This is a genomic window from Vitreoscilla massiliensis (genome assembly GCF_001457815.1).
Classification (GTDB): Bacteria; Pseudomonadota; Gammaproteobacteria; order Burkholderiales; family Neisseriaceae; genus Vitreoscilla; species Vitreoscilla massiliensis.
This window is the reverse complement of the sequence record NZ_LN898221.1, coordinates 1289218-1308635: the sequence shown is the minus strand read 5'-3', so window position 1 is coordinate 1308635 and position 19418 is coordinate 1289218. Positions and strand designations below refer to the sequence as shown.

Here is a 19418-nt window from a genome sequence, read left to right as displayed (position 1 = left end):
CCTGATTGGCAAAGCGACAGCACAGATTAGGTGTCACAAGCAGTGACATGCGGCCTGTAAACACAGGTCAAGTGTTTTACAGGCCGCATCTGTTATGATGGGGCTTCAATACAAGGACAGACCATGCAAGCCGTGATACAAACCAAATTGCGCCACATCGCCCGCGAACGCCACATTCAGATTTTGTGGGCGATAGAAAGCGGCAGCCGCGCCTGGGGCTTTGCTTCGCCCGACAGTGATTACGATGTGCGCGCGGTGTATGTGCAAGCGCCTGAGCAATATTTGCAAGTGGATGCGGCCGAAGAAGGCTTTGAATGGATAGAAGACGACTGGTTTGATGTGGGTGCATGGGACTTGCGCAAGACGCTGCGCTTGTTGCGCGGCTCGAATGCGGTGGTGTTGGAATGGTTGCAATCGCCGCAAATTTACGAGGGCGATTTGGAATTTCATGCGCAGATTTGGGACTTGGCGCAAGCGTATTTTCAGCCTAAAAATGCCTTATACCATTACCGTGGCATTGCCAAAACCGCCAGTGCGGCGTTTCAGGACGATGATGCTATCCGTTTGAAAAAATGGTTTTATGTGTTGCGGCCATTGTTGGCGGCTTTGTGGGTGGCGCAGCGGCAAACCATCCCGCCGATGACTTTGGACGAGTTGCTGCAAGGGCAAGACAGCGACACCCAGCAGCGGGTGTGGGATTTGGTGATGTTTAAAAATGAGCAAGCCGAAGCACATGTGTTCACGCCTGATGCGGCTTTGCAACAATTGATAGCGAATTTGTGGCAGCAAACCGAGGTGGTGTTGCCTGAGCGCGATATTGCCGATGGCGCTGACATCAATGCTTTTTTCCGCAATTGGGTAGGGCGCGATGCTGAATGTGTCTGAGCTGGAACACAGCACACAACATTTGTTGCTGCGAGCGCTGTCGGGTTCGCGCGCGTATGGTTTGGACACGCCCGAGTCGGACACCGACATCAAAGGCGTGTTTGTGTTGCCTGAGTGCGACTTTTACGCGCTCAATCCGCCAGAGCAATTGAACAATCCCAGCAATGACATAGTGTATTACGAATGGCGCAAATTCGTGTCTTTGCTGCTGGCCAGCAACCCCAATTTATTGGAATTGCTCCATACTCCTGCCCACGCTTTGTTATACCGCCATCCACTGCTGGAGGCATTGCGGCCTGAATGGCTGTTGTCCAAGCAATGTCTGCACACATTTGCCGGCTATGCCTATGGTCAGATTAAAAAAGCGCGCGGCTTGAACAAGAAAATCGTCAATCCGATGGCGGCGGAGAAGAAAACGCTGTTGGATTTTTGCCATGTGTTACAGGCCGCTGCTACTGTGCCTTTGCTGCAATGGTTGCAACAGCAAGGTTTACAGGCCGCACATATTGGCTTGGTCAAACTCAATCATGCCCACGATGTGTACGCGCTGTTTGTGGATGAAGACGGCAGCTTGGGTTTTCACGGTGTGGCCGCGGCTGAATCAACGTCGCTGCGCTTGAGTTCGGTGCCTGAACATGTGCCCATGCGCGCGTATTTGAGTTTCAATCAAGACGGTTACAGCAGTTATTTGCGCGAATACCAAGCGTATTGGCGCTGGGTGGCGGAGCGCAACGAGGTGCGCTATCAGACCAATGTTGCCCATGGCGCCGAATATGACAGCAAAAACATGATGCACACGTTTCGCTTGTTGTACACGGCGTTGGACATTGCGCTTTATGGTGAGGTGCGGGTATGGCGCGACAATCGCGATGAATTGTTGGCGATTAAGGCCGGTGAATTTGCGTATGCGGATTTGCTGACACGGGCTGAGCGCTTGATGCAACAGGTGGAACAAGCGTATGCGGTGTGCCGTTTGCCAGAGGTGCCTGACAGTGCGGCGGTATTGCAGGTGTTGGTTGAAGTAAGGCAAGCGTTTTATCAGGCTTGAGGTGATGGCAGGCATAAAAAAGCGGCCTGTAACCTGTGTGGGTGGTTGCAGACCGCTAGCCCTTGGTGTGTGTAGTCGGGCGTGTGAAACTTAACTGAACAATAAGGTCATCACCATGCGGCGCACGTCTTTTTCTTCGCGTGCGTCTATCATCAATACGGGGATGCCTAGGCGAAACTCTTCGGCCACGGCCTTGAATTCGGCGCGGCTGGGTTCGGGTTGGTCTTTATTGACTTGGTTTATGCCCACCACCACCGGCAAATCTTGCTCAACAATCAAACCTTTGAACGCATCCAGATAAAAGCGCAAATCGTCCAAAGGTTTGGGTGCTTTGGCATTGACCAAGATGGCCAAACCCATGCTGCCACGGCTTAAGATGTCCCACATGAAATCAAAGCGTTTTTGCCCCGGTGTGCCGTACATGTGCACTTTGGTTTCTTCATCCAAAACCACCGAACCGTAATCCATGGCAACAGTGGTTTGTTCTTTCAATTCAGAGACTTCATCGGAGGCGCGCACTTCGGTTAAGACCGGTTCGGTGCCACTGAAAGCCTTAATCAGCGTGGTTTTACCCGCACCCACTGGGCCGGTAAATATGATTTTGTGTTCAAACAATGTAATGCTCCTCATCATCGGCATCGCTGGCAGCGGAGTTTGGCTCCATCTCATCTTGGTCTGACAGCGCTGCGGCATTGGTTGGTTTGGGTATGGTGATGATGAAGCGGGTGAATTGGTGTGGCTGTGTCACCACATCTATGTGGCCGCGCATTTCATCTACCCAAGTTTGCACCCAATACAAACCCATGCCGTCGCCAGCATCGCTGCTCATTTGTCCTAGGGTAGAGAACTCGGCCTGAAACAGGTATTGCAGCATTTGTACTTTGTTAATCGGTGCGCCCAATTCGTCTTGGCACCAACCCAAATCAGCGGCATGTGCTTGTACCGCTTCATAGTCTATGCCTTTGCCATCGTCTTCTATGCTCAAGCGGTATTCTTGTCCCATGTCCAGCAGCGATACCGTGACTTGGCCGTGCTCGGTTTTGGCCATGGCTTCGCGCTCATCCGCGTTTTCTATGCCATGCACCACCGCATTGCTGATCAAATGCCAAGTCAAATCTTGGATTTTGTCTACCCACTGTATCGGCAGGTTTTGAAACGAGGCATTGGTACAAATCAGGTGGATGTTTTTGTGTTGGCGCTTGGCCAATTGCTGCACATCGAGTTGCCAACGCTGTAAGGTGGTTTCCGGCGAGGCGATACTGACGGTCGGTGCGGCGGTAACAGGGACTTCGGCTTGTTGCAAACGGGTGTGGACTTGATTGATGGTTTGTAACACATGATCCATTTGGTCTAAGGTGATGTCCAAAGGCAAGAAGTCGTCGTGATTGAGGTAGTTTTGTTGTTTCAAATACAGCAAATGCTGTTCAAACTCATCGCTTAAATACACCAACATTTGCAAATTGAGCTGATTGGCATTGCAACGCAATTGGTGTATGTGTTGGGTCAGCGGTTCGATTTTGAGTTTTTGCGATTTGGTTGAGCCGCTTTCTTGCGACAAGACCTCGTGTATGGTTTCCAATTGCAGCTTGGTTTGTTTGCTGAATTGCGCCACCTCATCGCGGTCGGCATGCATGATGGCGAGCAATAAGTTGGCCTGTAAATCGGAGCGAAACACAGTTTGCTGTTGTTGCTGTACCGAACGGGTGATGTCGGTCACATTCACCAATACCGACACAATTTGTTTGTGCTCATAAATGCGCGTGAATTGAAAATCCAAACAGCGGTTGCTGCGTTTGCCTTGGGTATTGACGATGCGCACATCGATTTGGTTGAGCGGGTTCAATTCCTGTATCAGTTTTTCGTTGACCTTGCTGTCGAACAGCTGTTTTAAAAAGCCTTGTATCACCAATAATTCGGGTTCTGACACCAGTTGTGACAAAATTTGCAACAAACTTTTTTGCGCCAAATCGTGTTGCCCCAAAATGCTCTCTAATTGTTTGGAATATTCATTGCTGATTTTTAAGTCGGTATTGATTAAGAATAAGCCGCTGCCAACCGATTTTAAGATGGCGTGAGTTTGTTGTTGCGTGTCCAACAGCTGCGCTTGTTTGCGTTTGGACTGGGTGATGTTGAAATAAGCGATGATGCCAACAAACAAAGCCAAAGCGATGCCCAATAATTGCGCGTAACGACCCGATTCATTACTACTGGGCAGTAACTGATAATTGTTTATCAATAGCAATACGGTGACAATGGTGAAGACGGAGATAGCCAATAACACCCGTTGTTGCTTCAAGGTTTGCAACATCTCATTCGATTTTTTTTGCTGCATGATGTCGCCTCACTGTGCAATATTAATGTTCATGACATATGTGGTAATTTCAATGGTAACAATATCAATGACAGCGGTGGTTTTCAGAAAAACGCCTATATTTTTGATACTTAGCTTAACGGAAAAAATAAATATGTGCATTTATTCTAAATTCGTTAAGCTTAAAAATTAGTTTTTTAAGTCAATAAATCTTAGTATACAGTTGCAATATCCGCAATATATTATTTCCAAAATTGTTATTTATTGAAGTGATTAGAATGATTTTAAAAATCAATTGGAGTGGATAACTTATTTAAAGTAGATTTCGATTAATGCAACTAATTGTTAACTGAATTGATACTTTAAAGTTTTTTACTTTAATTTATTTTGATGGTTATGAAGACTATGCTGGTAAATTTGTCGTTCAAATAAGTACTTTATATAAAAACAAGTGGGTAGGGCTGGGTCACATCAGCTTCTGAAGCGGAGAGCGCACATGGATGCCGAGCAAAAACTGATCATAGGCTTGGGTGATTTGTTCAAAACATCAGCCAATGTCGATGCTTATGTGCCCGCAACGACAGGGTCGAAATACGCCGCCGTGCGGATATGCAGCAGTAAGACACAAGAAAACCTGACTGACAGCATGTTTTTGGGTCAGCCGCATTGCATAGACATGCGGCGGCAATTGCTCAAACAACTGCTGCCATTTTTGAATCGCACCGGTGCTTTTGAGCAAAAAACACCGTTTTCTGGTTTTGATGTATCGCGCCGTTATGCGCGTTTGTTGTTTTCGCAACACCAAGATTGGGTGTGGAGCAGCATCGTCAGCAGTTTGCGCGAAGCGAATGTGGAAGCGCACAACATCATCATCTTAATTGACATGGCCGATTCGTTTGCCAGTGCGGTGTGGATAGACTGTTTGTTTGGTTTAAAAGAGCGCTATCCACTGGCAAGTTTCTACCCAGTGTTTTTATTGCCACAAATGCAAAACTTGGCCATAGAAGAAGCGGCGGTAATCGGTGCAGCGGTAACCGAATTGAGTCAGCTCAGCCAAGGGCGTTGGACACCGAGCGACATCAATAGCGGTGAAGACTATCCTTGCGGCGAGCCCTTGTGGGCGGTCGCGTATTTGCAGCAATGCCCGCAAGTGCAAAACGACACTACATTCTTGCAATTTGTTGATGCCTTATTGACCTTGTCCAATGTCGGACACAATGATTACGGCACTTTGCGCCAAACGCTGACGCAAGAGTACCAAAAGATTTTGAAACCGAGCAATGCCAAAAGCGCGAAGATGTTGCCGCGCTTTGCTTCGATGTTACAAGCGTCGTTAGACTTCGATATCGAAGCCTTGGAAACCTTATTGGTAGAGCAATGTGAGTCCAAATTATTGGCTTCATTGACCAATACCGTGGCGCCTGCGCAAGCCATTAGCATGGAAATAGCGGAATTGACGGCCATGGGCTGCGTGTTAACGCAAACGCAATTGACATTGGACGAAGACAGTTGCGGCGAGCACATCGGTGTGTGGAGCAATATCGACATCGATTGGCAACAACACAGCGCCACGGTATTGCAACAAAAAAGCAGCGGCGATTGGTTTGAACAGGCAGAAAGCATCGCCAGCCAATTGCGCGCGATTTACGACAAGCAATTTCGCAAAGTGGGGGCGGAGCTGTTTTATGAAAACAGCGATGCGCGCTTGAATCAAATGGCCGAAGCGCATGTGGCGTTTGTGGAAACCCAGATGTGGCACGCTTGGCAGCAAGGTCACAGCAGTTTGAGTGATTTACAGGCCGCTGTTGAAGGCATCATCATCCATTATGTGCAATGGCACCAAGATTTCTTGCTACAGCAAGAAAACAACATTGATGCGATTAAGGCTTGTGCCACTTGGTGGGAGGATTTGTCAGGCCAATGGCAGCGTGCGAATAAAAAAGAACGCGGCTTGTTGGCAAAAGAATACAGCTTGGATACCGTGGCCGATCACATGAGCCGCTTGTTCATCGAGCGCTGTAAGTACAAAGCCAATTTGTTTGCCGAAAAAATGATTTTGGCGATGCAGCCGTATTTATTGGATTTGCAACAAAAACTGTATAACGCTTCTGAAGCTTGGTTGTTACAGGCCACGCAAATTCAGAAAAATCTGAACCAAACCTTGGACAGCCAACAAAGTAATTGGCTGGAGCAAGTGGTGCAGGCGATGCATTACCGCTATTTGTTGCAACCGAACAAAGCCAGTTTGCAAGCCTTGGTTAACGCTACCCGCAATGCGGCACGCGATGTGGCACCGGCGGTGAATGCCAAGTGTGCCCAAAGCTTGGGCAAACAAAGCGGGTTTGACCAATTGGTGGCCTTTATCCAAGCGGGCAAATGGCAAGACGATGTGCGTGTGGCGGCGGCGCAAGTGGCCAAGACCATTTTGCACAACGAGCCTGAGGTGATGGAAAACATCTTGGAGCAGCGCATTACCGAGCTGGATCAGCAACAAGTGCAGTATTTGGGCAAATACGCGTTGAGCAATTTGACCAAGCAATTCCACAAACTGATACAGCCTTTGGGGCATGTGTTGACCACGCAATACACGGTCAATGAAAGCGCCTGCTTGGCTTGTGCCGAGCACATACAGCAACATGAATTGGTGACTTCGTGGTTGGCACATTCGGCGCAGCAAAGCCTGCCCAAAGCCAAAGTCATTCCGCTGCAAGGCGTGAATGGCGCGCAATTCATTTATGCCAGCACCTGTTATTTGGACGAATGGGTAGAGCTGCCGGCATTTTTGCATGCATACCGCCAGTTCAATCACAGCGATGAGGCCTTGCTGCACTTGCACATCGATGGCAGCAATGCGGCTATCACGGTGATGCAAAAAAACAGCATCAACCGCAATCGCGAATTGATACGCCAACACCTGTTGTTGGCACATGCTTCAGGCCGCTTGGTACAAGAAGCAGGGCATTACCAATTGCAAGTGTCAGAGAAATCGCAAGCCTTGGATTTCAATACCGAGCAATTGGCAGACGTGGTCGATTACATCGCCTTAGACGATGTGCAGAAGTTGGTAGATGTGCATGAGCACATGCAAAGTGAAAAAGTGTTTTTGAACGAAGCAGAACAAATAGGGAATCAATTGGAGGAAGTCTTGGCACAAATCAAACGCGAAAGCCTCCCAGAAGGCATCGAGTTAGAGGACGCCGAGTGGGCCGATGCAGGGCGCTACGTGGTATGGAGCCGTGCAGCACAACATTTGCGCAAACAATGGCTACAAGAGAAGGGGAGCCGCAATTCTCAAAAAGTCGCATAAACCAGTTTCATTGCTTACCTTAAGCGTTTGAGGGCATCACTTTAATAAGTGGTGCCGTTTTTTTTGTCTGTCACTGCTTGGCATCAGTTGGTAGATGGGTTTCTTGCTGCTTAAAGCTGTGTTGATGGTAGTGGTATGTATTGATGCAACAGAGGGGCATACAATGCCGTATTTCATCAAAACCACACGTCGTGCTTAAAATCATGAAATGACGCTCTTAAATAGTATTACTCAAGCATTGCCAACTCCATATTTATGGTACGAGTGACGGTAATCACCATCCACGAACTTGATGTCAGCGCCTATGCCTTGGGTTTGATGATTTGATTTTGCCTTTTTTGCAGCCTTAGGGCTGCTTTTTTTTGACCATGAAAGACAGTGATTCAATACGGTGATTACTGGATATCAAGAGACATAGTGAATGGTATCTGGATATAAAAAAAGCGGCCTGTAAACTTACAGGCCGCTTTTGCAGCAAGCATTACAACATATTCACAGCTTTATGTTTAAAACTTTATTCAAATGCCAATTGTCCGTCTTTGGCGGTAATCATGATGGTGGACTCAGGTGCGTACACGCCCGCCAACAATTTTTGCGCCAATGGGTTTTCAATTTGCGCTTGGATGGCACGTTTCAATGGGCGTGCACCGTATACTGGGTCAAAGCCCACTTCGGCCAACACATCCAAAGCCGCGTCATCAATTTGCAAATGCAAGTCCAAACCTTCCAAGCGTTTGCGCAAGCCTTTGAGCTGGATGTTGGCAATGGAACGGATTTGCGCCTGACCCAAGCTGTGGAACACCACCACCTCATCAATGCGGTTAATCAATTCCGGACGGAAATGGATTTTCACGTCTTCCATCACCGCGTCTTTGATGTCTTGGTAAGAAGCGGTTTCGCCCAAGGTTTGGATGTGCATGCTGCCGATGTTAGACGTCATCACAATCACGGTGTTTTTAAAGTCCACGGTGCGGCCTTGACCATCGGTCAAACGGCCATCGTCCAACACTTGCAACAAGATGTTGAACACATCCGGATGGGCTTTTTCCACTTCATCCAAAAGTACCACGCTGTAAGGTTTGCGGCGCACTTGTTCGGTCAAATAACCGCCTTCTTCATAGCCGACATAGCCCGGAGGCGCACCGATTAAGCGCGATACCGAATGTTTCTCCATGTATTCCGACATGTCGATGCGGATTAAATGGTCTTCGCTGTCGAACAAGAAGCCGGCCAAGGTTTTGCACAACTCGGTTTTGCCCACGCCAGTCGGGCCCAAGAACAAGAAGCTGCCATAAGGCTTGTTCGGGTCGGACAAACCAGAGCGTGAACGGCGGATGGCATTGGCCACAGCTGTCACGGCTTCGTCTTGACCAACCACACGTTGGTGCAACACGCCTTCCATGTTCAGCAGTTTTTCTTTCTCGCCTTGCATCATTTTCGCCACCGGAATGCCGGTCATGCGGCTGACGATTTCGGCAATTTCTTCTGCGCCCACTTCGGTGCGCAATAATTTATTGCCACTCTCGGCCGCAGGGTGGGTTTCAGCGGCCTGTAACTGCGCTTCAAGCTTAGGCAATTGTTCGTATTGCAGTTTGGCCAAGTCTTCCCATTTGCCTTCGCGTTGCAATTGCGCCATCTTGATTTTGATTTGGTCGATTTGCTCTTTGATGCCAGCCGAGCCTTGTGACACGGCTTTTTCGGCTTTCCACACTTCTTCCAAATCGGAGAATTGCTTTTGCAAATCGAGCAATTCTTCTTGCATCAATTCCAAGCGTTTTTTCGACGCGTCGTCGCTTTCTTTTTTCAAGGCCGCTTCTTCAATCTTCAATTGGATGATGCGGCGATTGAGTTTGTCCATGCTTTCGGGCATGGATTCGCTTTCCATTTTAATCAGCGAGGCGGCTTCATCAATCAAGTCGATTGCTTTGTCAGGCAAGAAACGGTCGGTGATGTAGCGCGCCGACAATTCGGCTGCAGCGACGATGGCAGGGTCGGTGATCTCCACTTTGTGGTGGATTTCATAACGCTCTTTCAGGCCGCGCAAAATCGCAATCGTCGATTCCACACTGGGCTCATTCACCATCACTTTTTGGAAACGGCGCTCTAAGGCCGCATCTTTTTCAATGTATTGGCGGTATTCGTCCAAAGTGGTCGCGCCTATGCAGTGCAACTCGCCACGCGCCAATGCCGGTTTGAGCATATTGCCGGCGTCCATTGCACCATCGGCCTTGCCTGCGCCGACCAAGGTATGGATTTCGTCGATGAAAATGATGGTTTGGCCATCGTCTTTGGATAAATCGTTCAACACCGCTTTCAAGCGTTCTTCAAACTCACCGCGGAATTTCGCACCGGCAATCAAACTGGCCAAATCCAATACCAATAAGCGTTTGCCTTTTAAAGACTCAGGCACTTCTTCATTGACGATGCGCTGCGCCAAGCCTTCCACAATGGCGGTTTTACCCACACCCGGTTCACCGATGAGCACGGGGTTGTTTTTGGTACGGCGTTGCAACACTTGGATGGCGCGGCGTATTTCGTCATCGCGGCCTATCACTGGGTCGAGCTTGCCCTCGCGTGCGCGTTGGGTCAAATCCAAGGTGTATTTTTTTAAGGCTTCTCGTTGGTCTTCTGCATTGGCGTTGTCCACGCTTTGTCCTCCACGTATGGCATCAATGGCATTGTTCAGGCTGGCTTCGGAAGCGCCAGCTTGTTTCAATAATTTGCCAGTGGCACCGTTTTCTTGTAACAAAGCGACAAAAAACAATTCGCTGGCAATAAAGGTATCGCCGCGTTTGGCCGCTGCTTTGTCCATTAAATTCAGGGTATTTTGCAATTCGCGGCTGGGTAGAATTTCGCCGCCTTGGCCGGTCACTTTGGGCAGGCCGTGTATCATGGTTTGCACTTCGCCTTGCAAACGCGCCACATCGACGTGCGCTTGTTGCAATAAGGACTGGCTGCCGCCATCAAAATCATCGAGTAATACTTTTAAGACATGCACCGCTTCCAGATAGCCGTTATCATTGCGCATCGCCAAACTTTGGGCGTCCTGTAAGGCTTGCTGAAAACGCTGGGTCAACTGTTCAAAACGCATTGCACACTCCTGTATCGGGTTTTCTCATGTATCCCATATGGGTTTGAGTGTCGGTTTGTCAAGGTGAAAAATGAAAAATATTCATGTCGGAAATGGTCTGTTACAGCACAACGGCCATCTTAATGAGGTTTTGAGCCTATTGCCAAGATGTGCTTGGGTAAAATTGTGCATGGCGCAAATGTTGTGGCTGTTGTGGTGTGTGAGTTGGCTGTTGCTGAACAGCGCGTGGGCGGGTGATACCGATGGCGGTTTTGTGTGGAAGGTACACAAACAAGGCCAACCGGTATCGTATTTAATCGGCACTGTGCATTTGGGCAAACAAGGCGCGGTCTTGCCTCCTGCGTATGCGCGCATAGTGGCCACGCAAAAAACACTGCTGGTGGAATCGAATGAAGACGATTGGAGTGGGGCGCAAGGACAGCGTTTGCAGCGCCAAATGGCGGCTTTGATTGTGGGCGATGCACCGCTTAAACACAGCATAGGCATGGACAGGGTCAAGAGAATCAATGCCGCGTTTCGCCGCAATGGCAGCAGCTTGATGTTACAGGCCGATGATGACATGGCGCCGTGGATGGCATGGATGGCGATGGCCACCGATTACAATATGCCCGGTTACAGCATGAATACGGGCATAGACGTGTTGTTGTTACAGGCCGCTAAATCTCGGAAACGCAAGATTGTCGCTTTGGAAACCTTAGAACCTTTGTACCTGTTCAAACGCATTCCCACTGCGCGTTTATTACGTGCGATAGACGCCGATTTAGACTATGCGCAGATTGCACAACAAGAGCAGGTGCAAATGCTGCAGCAATATCACAGCGGCAACAGCAAGGCGTTGGTAGCGAAGATTTTGGATGCCGATGATGCGGTCAAGCATTATCCCAAGCAGGACAGACAGTTTTGGAAGCAATGGTTGTTTGGTGATTTGTTACAACAGCGCAATGTGGCGTGGATGCCGAAGATAGAAGCGCATTTACAGGCCGAGCCAACATTGGTGGCGGTAGGAACGGCGCACTTGTTTGGCGGCAGTGGTTTGATCGTGTTGCTCAGAGAACGTGGTTATACCGTGACACCGTACCGTATTTAACACAGCAGCGTCCTGTAAACAGGGCGCTGTCGTGTTAAATCAAAACCCCATCAGTGTGCCTGATGGCTACAGCCTGAGACCATGTCTTTTAATTTTTGGATGTCGTTAATGCGGATGTGTTTGTGGTCTACCGCAATCAAACCGCTTTGGTGGAATTTCGACAAATTGCGGCTGACCGTTTCCAGCTTCAAACCCAAATAACTGCCGATTTCCTCACGCGACATGCGCAAGATAAAATCCGTCGCGGCAAAGCCCCGTTTTTGCAGACGTTGCGACAGGTTCAGCAAGAAAGCGGCAATGCGTTCTTCCGATTTCATATTGCCCAATAACAGCATCACGCCTTGGTCACGCACGATTTCACGGCTCATCAAGCGGTAAAAATGCGTTTGCAAAGAAGGGATTTCTTGGGTTAGGTCTTCCATGCGATCAAACGGCAATTCGCACACTTCGCTGTCTTCCAAGGCCACGGCATCACAAGTATGCAAGCCAGAAGATATGCCATCCAAACCAATCAATTCACCAGACATAGAGAAACCCGTCACCTGATCACGACCATCTTGGCTGGCAATCACGGTTTTGAAGAAACCAATGCGGATTGCAAACAAAGAGGTGAAAGCTTCACCGGCACGGAATAAATATTCACCGCGTTTGATGCGGCGACTTTGGCGAACCACAGCATCCAATTGTGTGATTTCTTCAGGATTTAACCCAACAGGTAAACACAGTTCGCGCAAAGAACAGGTCGAGCACAAAGTTTTCAGTTGCATGCAGAGACTTTTTATAATGATGAATAAAGAGGCATCTCATCTTCGGTGTTTCATTGCGTGTAATTTAAACTTAATGCAATATCCGAATTAACATTCTAATGAGTGATGAGTTACCATGGCTATTCTACTTCACTAAGTACATGATGTGAATCAAAAAACGCAATTCTTACTCATATAACATCATGTATTGATTTAAATCAAGTCTTGGTCAGCTAGGAAGTGGCAAAATCCGCGTAATTATTAATTTGTTTACAATGACAAAACTGAACAGGCTACTAAAGTGCACATTCCACAGCGGCAAGTCGACTTTGATCGGCATTTGGTAGAAACCTTGGCCAAGAATGGTCCAAGATACACTTCCTATCCGACTGCGGATCGCTTTCATACAGGCTTTGATGCCAAGCAATACCAAAATGCCTTGCAGCAACGCAATGTCGGCGCGCTCAATCGGCCTTTGTCTTTGTACGTGCATGTGCCGTTTTGCAATACCATTTGCTATTATTGCGGTTGCAACAAAATCATCACCAAAGACACCGCCCGCGCCGATGAATACATCGCCTATTTGGGGCGTGAACTGGATTTGATTGCCCCGTATTTGCAAGGCCAACACCAATTGGCGCAATTGCATTTTGGCGGCGGTACCCCCACTTTTCTGAATGACGAACAATTGGCGCAGGTGTTTGCACACATCAAGCGCCATTTTCAGTTCAGTCCGCGCGGCGAATACTCCATCGAAATCGACCCGCGCAAAGTCAGCACCGACACGGTGTATCGTTTGCGTGAACTCGGTTTTAACCGCATGAGCGTGGGCATACAAGACTTCGATCCCAAAGTACAGGCCGCGGTGAACCGCATCCAAAGCATAGAAGAAACCGCTGCAGTGATGGCGGCGGCGCGCGATGCTGGCTTTCAATCCATCAGCGTCGATGTGATATACGGCTTGCCGCATCAGAGCTTGGCCAGCATGCAAACCACGCTAGAACAGGTATTGGCGCTGAATCCCGACCGTTTGGCCTTGTACCACTATGCGCACATGCCACATTTGTTCAAACCGCAACGCCGCATTGCCAGCGAAGATTTGCCTTCGAGCACGGAAAAATTGGACATCTTGCAATGGGCAGTGGAGTGGTTGACCGAGCAAGGCTATGTGTTCATCGGCATGGACCATTTTGCCAAGCCAGATGATGAATTGGCACAAGCTTTGGAGCAAGGGCGTTTGCAGCGCAATTTCCAAGGCTATTCTACCCACGGCGATTGCGATTTAATCGGCATAGGTGTGTCCAGCATCGGCAAAGTCGGTGTCAGCTACGTCCAAAATGAAAAAGACTTGCCCGAGTATTATGCGCGCATAGACCGCGGCGAATTGCCGGTGATGCGCGGCTTGCTGCTCAAGCAAGACGATTTACTGCGCCGCAATTTGATCCAAACCTTGATGTGCCAATTCAGCCTGTTGTTCGCGCCATTTGAAGAACAATACGGCATCCAATTCAAAGAGTATTTTGGACGTGAGTGGCCAGAATTGCTGTTGCAACAACAGCAAGGGCTGTTGGAAATCAACAAACACGGCCTCAATGTCACCGCCAAAGGCCGCTTCTTAATCCGCAATATTGCGATGGTGTTTGACCAGTATTTGCGCCAGCGCCAAGCCGAAACCTCGCCGCTGCCGCGTTATTCGCAAACAGTGTAATGCCATGATTTACAATGGGCGTCCTGATTCAAGGACGCCTTTACTTTGGGCGCCGCTTGATGCAAACTTGCGACGCATCCGTTGCGCTGCCCTACATGCTTGTTCGGAACGGCTTAAACCACTGCAAAAAAGGAAACCGCCATGCCTTTGTACCAAGCCATACAAACCGCTGATTTGATTGATTTGCATCCCGATACGCCTTCGTGCGAGGTGCAATTTCGACGCTTTGGCAAACACCAACGCTTTTCAGGCCGCATCCGCACCGTCAAGTGTTTTCGGGACAACGGTTTGGTAAAGCAATTGGCCAACAGCGAAGGCAAGGGCGCAGTGCTGGTGGTAGACGGCGGCGGTTCTTTGGCCAGTGCCTTAATGGGCGACCAAATTGCCGCAGCGGCCTGTAAAAACAATTGGGCCGGTGTCATCATCTATGGCGTGATTCGTGACAGCGTGGTGATTAACCGCATGGAATTCGGCCTCAAGGCTTTGGGCACCAACCCGCGCAAAAGCGCCAAAGACGGTGCTGGTGAGGTCGATGTGTTGGTGAGCTTCGGTGGCGTTGACTTCGCCCCCGGTGCTTATTTGTACAGCGATGAAGACGGCATCTTGGTCAGCGCCGAGCCTTTGGCTTAACCTATTTATTACAGAAAGACAGTATCATGATCATTACCTCACAATGGGTAGACGGCAATTGCTTCGTCGCCAGCAATGCCATGGGCCACACCGTGGTGATGGACGGCAGCAGCACCCAAGGTGAAAAACGCGGTGCCAGTCCAATGGAAATGCTGTTAATGGGCATGGCAGGTTGCTCCAGCATAGACGTGGTCAGCATTGCGCAAAAACAGCGCCAAGACATCGTCGATTGCAAAGCGCGGGTGGAAGCCGAGCGTGCCGACAGCACACCGCGTGTGTTCACCAAAATTCACATCCATTTCATCGTCAGCGGTCGCAATCTGAGCGAAGAAGCGATAGGCAAGGCGGTGAGTTTATCAGCAGACAAATACTGCTCGGCGTCGATTATGTTGGGCAAAGCCGCAGAGGTGAGCCACAGTTTTGAGGTGGTTGAGCTGTAAATGAAAACCTCAATCTGCTTGGGCTTGCTGGTGTTGGGGTGTAGCTTGGCGGTACAGGCCGCCATTGGCGACCCCAAAGACAGCGGCAAATGGCAATTGATTGCCAAAGATGCGTTTGGCCAAAAGACGTTTATGGACACCGCGCATTTTCAGGCCGGCCATCCGGCACAATTCTTGGTGAAAACCGACATCGTGCAATGCGTCAGCAAATACCGCATGGACACCTGTACCACCGTGGCCATGTTTGAGGCCGATTGCAAACAAGGCAAGCTCAAATACGTGCGCGACATCACCCGCGATGTCACCGGCGGCGTCATCAAAGAATGGGAAAACCACCGCGCCAAAATGGTCTACCCACCCAGCGGCACTTCATTGGAAACGCTGCTGATACGCGCGTGTCAGCGCAATAAAAAGCTGATTTAAACTGAGTTGAATCCGAATCTGACCCAGCTTACAGGCCGCTTAATGCGGCCTGTAAGTTTGTGGAGGGGCAAGGATGGATAGGGATGTTTGTAGCGCATGGCCGTAAAGCGTATCCATTTGTGCAAGTGATGTTGGCCATGTTATTGCCCATATTGTGATGTGTGCATGACAAAATCGCCGAATCTGTGTGTTTACTGAAACCATGCCACTGCTTGTGTGAGCTGCATAGCTGTGCCATTAACTGCTTGCAGCGTATGCCATTTTGCAATCACCAGATGACCATCTCAATGATTCTCTTATGATTGTGTCTTTGATTTCGCGGCTTTACTGTAAATCCAATATAAATAAAATCCTAATAGAATAAATGTAATTAACTTGTACAAAAAATAGGTAGAAACGGGGCCAATTCTTTTCAACATGGTTTGAATCTGTTTCTCATTTAATGAACTTGAATTTTTGTACTCATTGATACTTGTTACAAGGCAATATTTTTTATTGATAACTAAAATCTCAATATTATCAATCCTAGTTCTTTGATGCTTAAGATGATTTCTAATTTGTTTTGTATTTGCAGTTCTATTTACCAATATGTTGTTACACCAATATGCTTGACCATTAAACTCCATCTTCATCCAGTCTGAAAATGACTTCATATTGATATAACTGTATCCAGTCATTTCTACAATAAAAACATCATCCTTGTTTTCCATAGAAAACTTCATGGGTTCTGCCGTGTTCACTTTAATGGGTGCCCAAACCATAAAAATTAAAAAGAAAGCGATATAAAATACAGTTAAGTTCACCCACCAAGGTGGAACACCTTGGTGGGGCGTAAAAAAGTAATATTGAATATGCTTAAGCAGTTTTTGAAACATAAACCACCTATTGAGATGTGTTTATTGTGAGGAAGCTTGGTCAATTTAAACTTGTCAATTCGAGCATACTTGCAAATTTGGCTTGGTGTCATCAGTTCAAATCATTTTTAAACGATAATTTGATAATTCTGCTCATTCCTACCGATTCAAACAAAAATTGCTTTAAATCAGCATCAGATGTGTTTACAGGCCGCTTAATGCGGCCTGTAAACATGGTAAAACCCACAAAAAGGCAATGGTTTAACTCAAAGCCGCCAATAAGGCGCGGATGTGGGCGATGGCTTGGTATTCGGTTTCCTCGCCTGGGGCGCGGCTGCACGTGGCGCAAGTGTCTTCCATTCCTGGCGCCCAGCCGATGATGCCGCATAAGTGCACATAGCGCATGCCCAATTCCTTGGCCAATATCGCTTCGGGCATACCGGTCATGCCAAACACATCGGCGCCATCGCGGCTGAGGCGGCGCACTTCGGCCTTGCTGGGGAAGCGCGGGCCTTGCAAACAGGCGTAGACCGCTTCTTTTTTCAATTCCAATTGCGCCAATTGGCTTGCCGATTGTGCAATCATTTTTTTCAGGCCGCTGTCGTAAGGTTCGTCAAATGCCGTGTGCAATACTTGTTGGTGTTCACCTTGGTAAAACGTGTGTTCGCGGTCGTAACTGTAGTCGAGGATGTCCGATGGCAACACCAAATTGCCAGGGCGCAAGGCCTCGTTCATGCTGTACACCGCTGCCGCCGAGATGATGGAGCGTGCGCCGACATGGTGCAAAGCCCACACATTGGCGCGGTAGTTGATTTTGTGTGGCGCGATGGTGTGGCCAAAGCCATGCCGCGCCAAAAACACCACTTCCAGTTTGCCGATGTTGCCAAACAGCAAAGTGGAGCTGGGTAAGCCATAAGGCGTGCGCACAATTTGGCGACGACTTAAATTCATTTCTGGCAGACGGGTCAAGCCGCTGCCGCCAATAATCGCAATCATGGTGTTTCCTCCGAGCTTGTGGCGATTGTAGCCATAAGTCGCAAACAAGGGCAAATTCGCCCAGCCGCCACTGGACAAAAGACTGGGCTTGCGCTAGCGTGGTTCTACATTGCATCTGCATAAAGGAGCAGCATATGTATACCACACTGATCAGCGCTTCAGAATTACAACAATTGTTACAAGGCAATGGCAAGGTATTGCTGTTGGATGTGCGCTTTGATTTGAATGATGCCACATTTGGACAACAGGTTTATGACCTAGGCCACATCGTCGGTGCGCATTATCTGCATCTGGATAGGGAATTGTCTGGTGTGCTGAGCGGTCACAATGGCCGACATCCGTTGCCTGAGCGCAAACATTTGGCACACTGGTTGCGTAACCATGGGCTGACATCTGACACACAAGTGGTGATTTACGATCAAGGTTCAACCATGTTTGCCGCGCGTGCGTGGGCATTGCTGCGCTGGTTGGGCCATGAGGCGGTGGCGGTGTTGAATGGGGGCTTGCCTGCATGGTTGCGCGCCGGTGGTGTGATGAGTACCGAAGTGCCGGAAAAACCTGCGGCGACAGACTGGCAAGCGGGCGAGAGCCTGTTGCAAGTGGTCAGTGCAGACGAAGTGATGGCCAACATTCAAACCCAAGAAGCATTGGTGGTGGATGCGCGCAGCAGCGAGCGTTTTGAAGGCGAACCGCATCCATTGGACAAGGTTTCAGGCCACATCCCGCGTGCAGCCAATTTGTTTTTCCAACTGAATTTGGATGCACAGCAACAGTTTTTGGACGCACAAGCTTTACAAAAACTGTGGCAAGCGGTGGCGCATGGCAAGCCTTTGATCCACCAATGCGGCAGTGGCGTGACCGCATGTGTCAATTTATTGGCGCAAAAACACGCCGGTTTGGGCGATGGCCGTTTGTATGTGGGTTCGTGGAGTGAGTGGACCAGCGACAACAGCCGTCCGATAGTGACCGCCGAATAGTTTATGGCCCATCTGTATGGGTGGGCTTGGCCGCAATGCTTGAGTGTTTTGATGTCATGTAACCCGTTTTTTTGCAGTCGTTTGTCAGTCTGGTGACAACTTGATGCCGATGTTAACAGTTGCAGGTTCGGGCTGGGCAATACGGTTGCTACTGTGGCGTTTTCATCACACTATGGGAGTCCATAAACATGAATAAGTATTTGGCTGAATTTTTCGGCACATTCTGGTTGGTTTTTGGTGGCTGTGGTTCAGCCGTATTGGCTGCGGCCTACCCTGAATTGGGCATAGGTTTCGCCGGGGTTTCGCTGGCGTTTGGTTTAACCGTGTTGACCATGGCTTACGCCGTGGGACATATTTCAGGTGGGCATTTCAATCCTGCGGTATCGGTCGGCTTGTTTGTGGGTGGGCGCTTTGATGGCAAAGACTTATTGCCTTACATCGCCTCACAAGTGATAGGCGCGATTGCGGCCGGTGCGGTGTTGTACATCATCGCTTCGGGCAAAGCCGGCTTTGATGCCACGGCTTCGGGTTTCGCCAGTAATGGGTTTGGTGAACATTCGCCTAACGGCTACAGCATGATGGCCGCTTTGGTCATTGAAGTGGTGTTGACCGCCTTCTTCTTAATCATCATCTTGGGCTCAACCGACAAACGTGCGCCGGCGGGTTTCGCACCGATTGCCATCGGTTTGGCTTTGACCTTAATTCACTTAATCAGCATTCCGGTGACCAATACTTCGGTCAATCCCGCCCGTTCTACTGGCGTGGCTTTGTTCCAAGGTGGTTGGGCATTGGGGCAATTGTGGTTGTTCTGGGTGGCGCCTATCGTCGGTGCCGTCATCGGTGCGGTGTTGTACAAAGCGATGGCTGGCGATAAGAACTGACAGCCTGAGTGTGTTCTGAATAAGCGGCCTGTAA

16 protein-coding genes are annotated in these 19418 nt (G+C 49.0%); 10 read left to right on the top strand and 6 right to left on the bottom strand.

Annotation, left to right across the window (positions count from 1 at the left end):
• The first annotated feature begins 123 nt into the window (after nt 1-123).
• Both BN3003_RS17690 and BN3003_RS17685 read left to right on the top strand, forming a co-directional pair.
• The gene (locus BN3003_RS17690; RefSeq protein WP_058357935.1) at nt 124-885 is read left to right on the top strand and encodes a nucleotidyltransferase domain-containing protein; all 762 of its coding nucleotides are present in this window, start codon (nt 124-126) and stop codon (nt 883-885) included.
• Nucleotides 869-1933 carry a nucleotidyltransferase domain-containing protein gene (locus BN3003_RS17685; protein WP_058357934.1) on the top strand — a complete coding sequence of 355 codons (1065 nt, stop codon included), beginning with the start codon at nt 869-871 and terminating at the stop codon, nt 1931-1933. The genes BN3003_RS17690 and BN3003_RS17685 overlap by 17 nt, the downstream gene beginning before the upstream one ends.
• Nucleotides 1934-2023: 90 nt before the next feature.
• Here BN3003_RS17685 and BN3003_RS17680 read toward each other — a convergent pair whose 3' ends face one another.
• Complete coding sequence (locus tag BN3003_RS17680; protein ID WP_058357933.1) at nt 2024-2548, bottom strand: GTP-binding protein; 525 nt, start codon at nt 2546-2548, stop codon at nt 2024-2026.
• Nucleotides 2541-4265: an ATP-binding protein gene (locus tag BN3003_RS17675; RefSeq protein WP_058357932.1), complete on the bottom strand. Its 1725-nt coding sequence runs from the start codon at nt 4263-4265 to the stop codon at nt 2541-2543. The genes BN3003_RS17680 and BN3003_RS17675 overlap by 8 nt, the downstream gene beginning before the upstream one ends.
• Before the next feature lie 475 nt (nt 4266-4740).
• Here BN3003_RS17675 and BN3003_RS17670 point away from each other — a divergent pair, with 475 nt between their 5' ends.
• On the top strand, nt 4741-7551 hold the full coding sequence (locus tag BN3003_RS17670) for a hypothetical protein (protein WP_058357931.1): 2811 nt from the start codon (nt 4741-4743) through the stop codon (nt 7549-7551).
• 514 nt (nt 7552-8065) lie between these two features.
• Here the strand turns inward: BN3003_RS17670 and clpB are convergent.
• Nucleotides 8066-10642, bottom strand: a complete 2577-nt coding sequence (gene clpB / locus BN3003_RS17665) for an ATP-dependent chaperone ClpB (protein WP_058357930.1) — start codon at nt 10640-10642, stop codon at nt 8066-8068.
• A gap of 169 nt (nt 10643-10811) precedes the next feature.
• Between clpB and BN3003_RS17660 the strand changes: the two genes are divergently transcribed.
• Entirely contained in the window at nt 10812-11729 is a 918-nt protein-coding gene (locus tag BN3003_RS17660) for a TraB/GumN family protein (protein ID WP_058357929.1), read from the top strand.
• 50 nt (nt 11730-11779) lie between these two features.
• Here BN3003_RS17660 and fnr read toward each other — a convergent pair whose 3' ends face one another.
• The gene (gene fnr / locus BN3003_RS17655) at nt 11780-12496 is read right to left on the bottom strand and encodes a fumarate/nitrate reduction transcriptional regulator Fnr (protein ID WP_058357928.1); all 717 of its coding nucleotides are present in this window, start codon (nt 12494-12496) and stop codon (nt 11780-11782) included.
• A 280-nt stretch (nt 12497-12776) separates the two neighbouring features.
• Here fnr and hemN point away from each other — a divergent pair, with 280 nt between their 5' ends.
• From hemN to BN3003_RS17635, 4 genes are all read left to right on the top strand, one after another.
• Nucleotides 12777-14183, top strand: coding sequence for an oxygen-independent coproporphyrinogen III oxidase (gene hemN / locus BN3003_RS17650; protein WP_058357927.1), 1407 nt, complete (start codon nt 12777-12779; stop codon nt 14181-14183).
• 141 nt (nt 14184-14324) lie between these two features.
• Entirely contained in the window at nt 14325-14813 is a 489-nt protein-coding gene (gene rraA / locus BN3003_RS17645) for a ribonuclease E activity regulator RraA (RefSeq protein WP_058357926.1), read from the top strand.
• Between the two features lie 26 nt (nt 14814-14839).
• Nucleotides 14840-15253 carry an OsmC family protein gene (locus tag BN3003_RS17640; protein ID WP_058357925.1) on the top strand — a complete coding sequence of 138 codons (414 nt, stop codon included), beginning with the start codon at nt 14840-14842 and terminating at the stop codon, nt 15251-15253.
• Nucleotides 15254-15676 (top strand): hypothetical protein, encoded by a 423-nt coding sequence (locus BN3003_RS17635; protein WP_058357924.1) that lies wholly within the window; start codon nt 15254-15256, stop codon nt 15674-15676.
• Nucleotides 15677-15972: 296 nt separating this feature from the next.
• On the opposite strand, the gene BN3003_RS17630 is transcribed toward BN3003_RS17635, so the two are convergent.
• Entirely contained in the window at nt 15973-16551 is a 579-nt protein-coding gene (locus BN3003_RS17630; RefSeq protein ID WP_058357923.1) for a hypothetical protein, read from the bottom strand.
• 240 nt (nt 16552-16791) lie between these two features.
• A complete protein-coding gene (locus tag BN3003_RS17625; protein ID WP_058358106.1) occupies nt 16792-17526 on the bottom strand; it encodes an S-methyl-5'-thioinosine phosphorylase in 735 nt (244 codons plus the stop codon).
• 134 nt (nt 17527-17660) lie between these two features.
• Between BN3003_RS17625 and BN3003_RS17620 the strand changes: the two genes are divergently transcribed.
• Entirely contained in the window at nt 17661-18503 is an 843-nt protein-coding gene (locus tag BN3003_RS17620; RefSeq protein ID WP_058357922.1) for a sulfurtransferase, read from the top strand.
• Between the two features lie 188 nt (nt 18504-18691).
• A complete protein-coding gene (gene aqpZ, locus BN3003_RS17615) occupies nt 18692-19384 on the top strand; it encodes an aquaporin Z (protein ID WP_058357921.1) in 693 nt (230 codons plus the stop codon).
• Nucleotides 19385-19418: the final 34 nt, after the last annotated feature.

What these genes read in the sequence shown, in the direction of transcription:
- BN3003_RS17690 (WP_058357935.1), top strand. Translation starts at nt 124, where the DNA reads ATGCAAGCCGTGATACAAACCAAATTGCGCCACATCGCCCGCGAACGC.
- BN3003_RS17685 (WP_058357934.1), top strand. Translation starts at nt 869, where the DNA reads ATGCTGAATGTGTCTGAGCTGGAACACAGCACACAACATTTGTTGCTG.
- BN3003_RS17675 (WP_058357932.1), bottom strand. Translation starts at nt 4,265, where the DNA reads ATGCAGCAAAAAAAATCGAATGAGATGTTGCAAACCTTGAAGCAACAA.
- BN3003_RS17670 (WP_058357931.1), top strand. Translation starts at nt 4,741, where the DNA reads ATGGATGCCGAGCAAAAACTGATCATAGGCTTGGGTGATTTGTTCAAA.
- clpB (WP_058357930.1), bottom strand. Translation starts at nt 10,642, where the DNA reads ATGCGTTTTGAACAGTTGACCCAGCGTTTTCAGCAAGCCTTACAGGAC.
- BN3003_RS17660 (WP_058357929.1), top strand. Translation starts at nt 10,812, where the DNA reads ATGGCGCAAATGTTGTGGCTGTTGTGGTGTGTGAGTTGGCTGTTGCTG.
- fnr (WP_058357928.1), bottom strand. Translation starts at nt 12,496, where the DNA reads ATGCAACTGAAAACTTTGTGCTCGACCTGTTCTTTGCGCGAACTGTGT.
- rraA (WP_058357926.1), top strand. Translation starts at nt 14,325, where the DNA reads ATGCCTTTGTACCAAGCCATACAAACCGCTGATTTGATTGATTTGCAT.
- BN3003_RS17640 (WP_058357925.1), top strand. Translation starts at nt 14,840, where the DNA reads ATGATCATTACCTCACAATGGGTAGACGGCAATTGCTTCGTCGCCAGC.
- BN3003_RS17635 (WP_058357924.1), top strand. Translation starts at nt 15,254, where the DNA reads ATGAAAACCTCAATCTGCTTGGGCTTGCTGGTGTTGGGGTGTAGCTTG.
- BN3003_RS17630 (WP_058357923.1), bottom strand. Translation starts at nt 16,551, where the DNA reads ATGTTTCAAAAACTGCTTAAGCATATTCAATATTACTTTTTTACGCCC.
- BN3003_RS17625 (WP_058358106.1), bottom strand. Translation starts at nt 17,526, where the DNA reads ATGATTGCGATTATTGGCGGCAGCGGCTTGACCCGTCTGCCAGAAATG.
- BN3003_RS17620 (WP_058357922.1), top strand. Translation starts at nt 17,661, where the DNA reads ATGTATACCACACTGATCAGCGCTTCAGAATTACAACAATTGTTACAA.
- aqpZ (WP_058357921.1), top strand. Translation starts at nt 18,692, where the DNA reads ATGAATAAGTATTTGGCTGAATTTTTCGGCACATTCTGGTTGGTTTTT.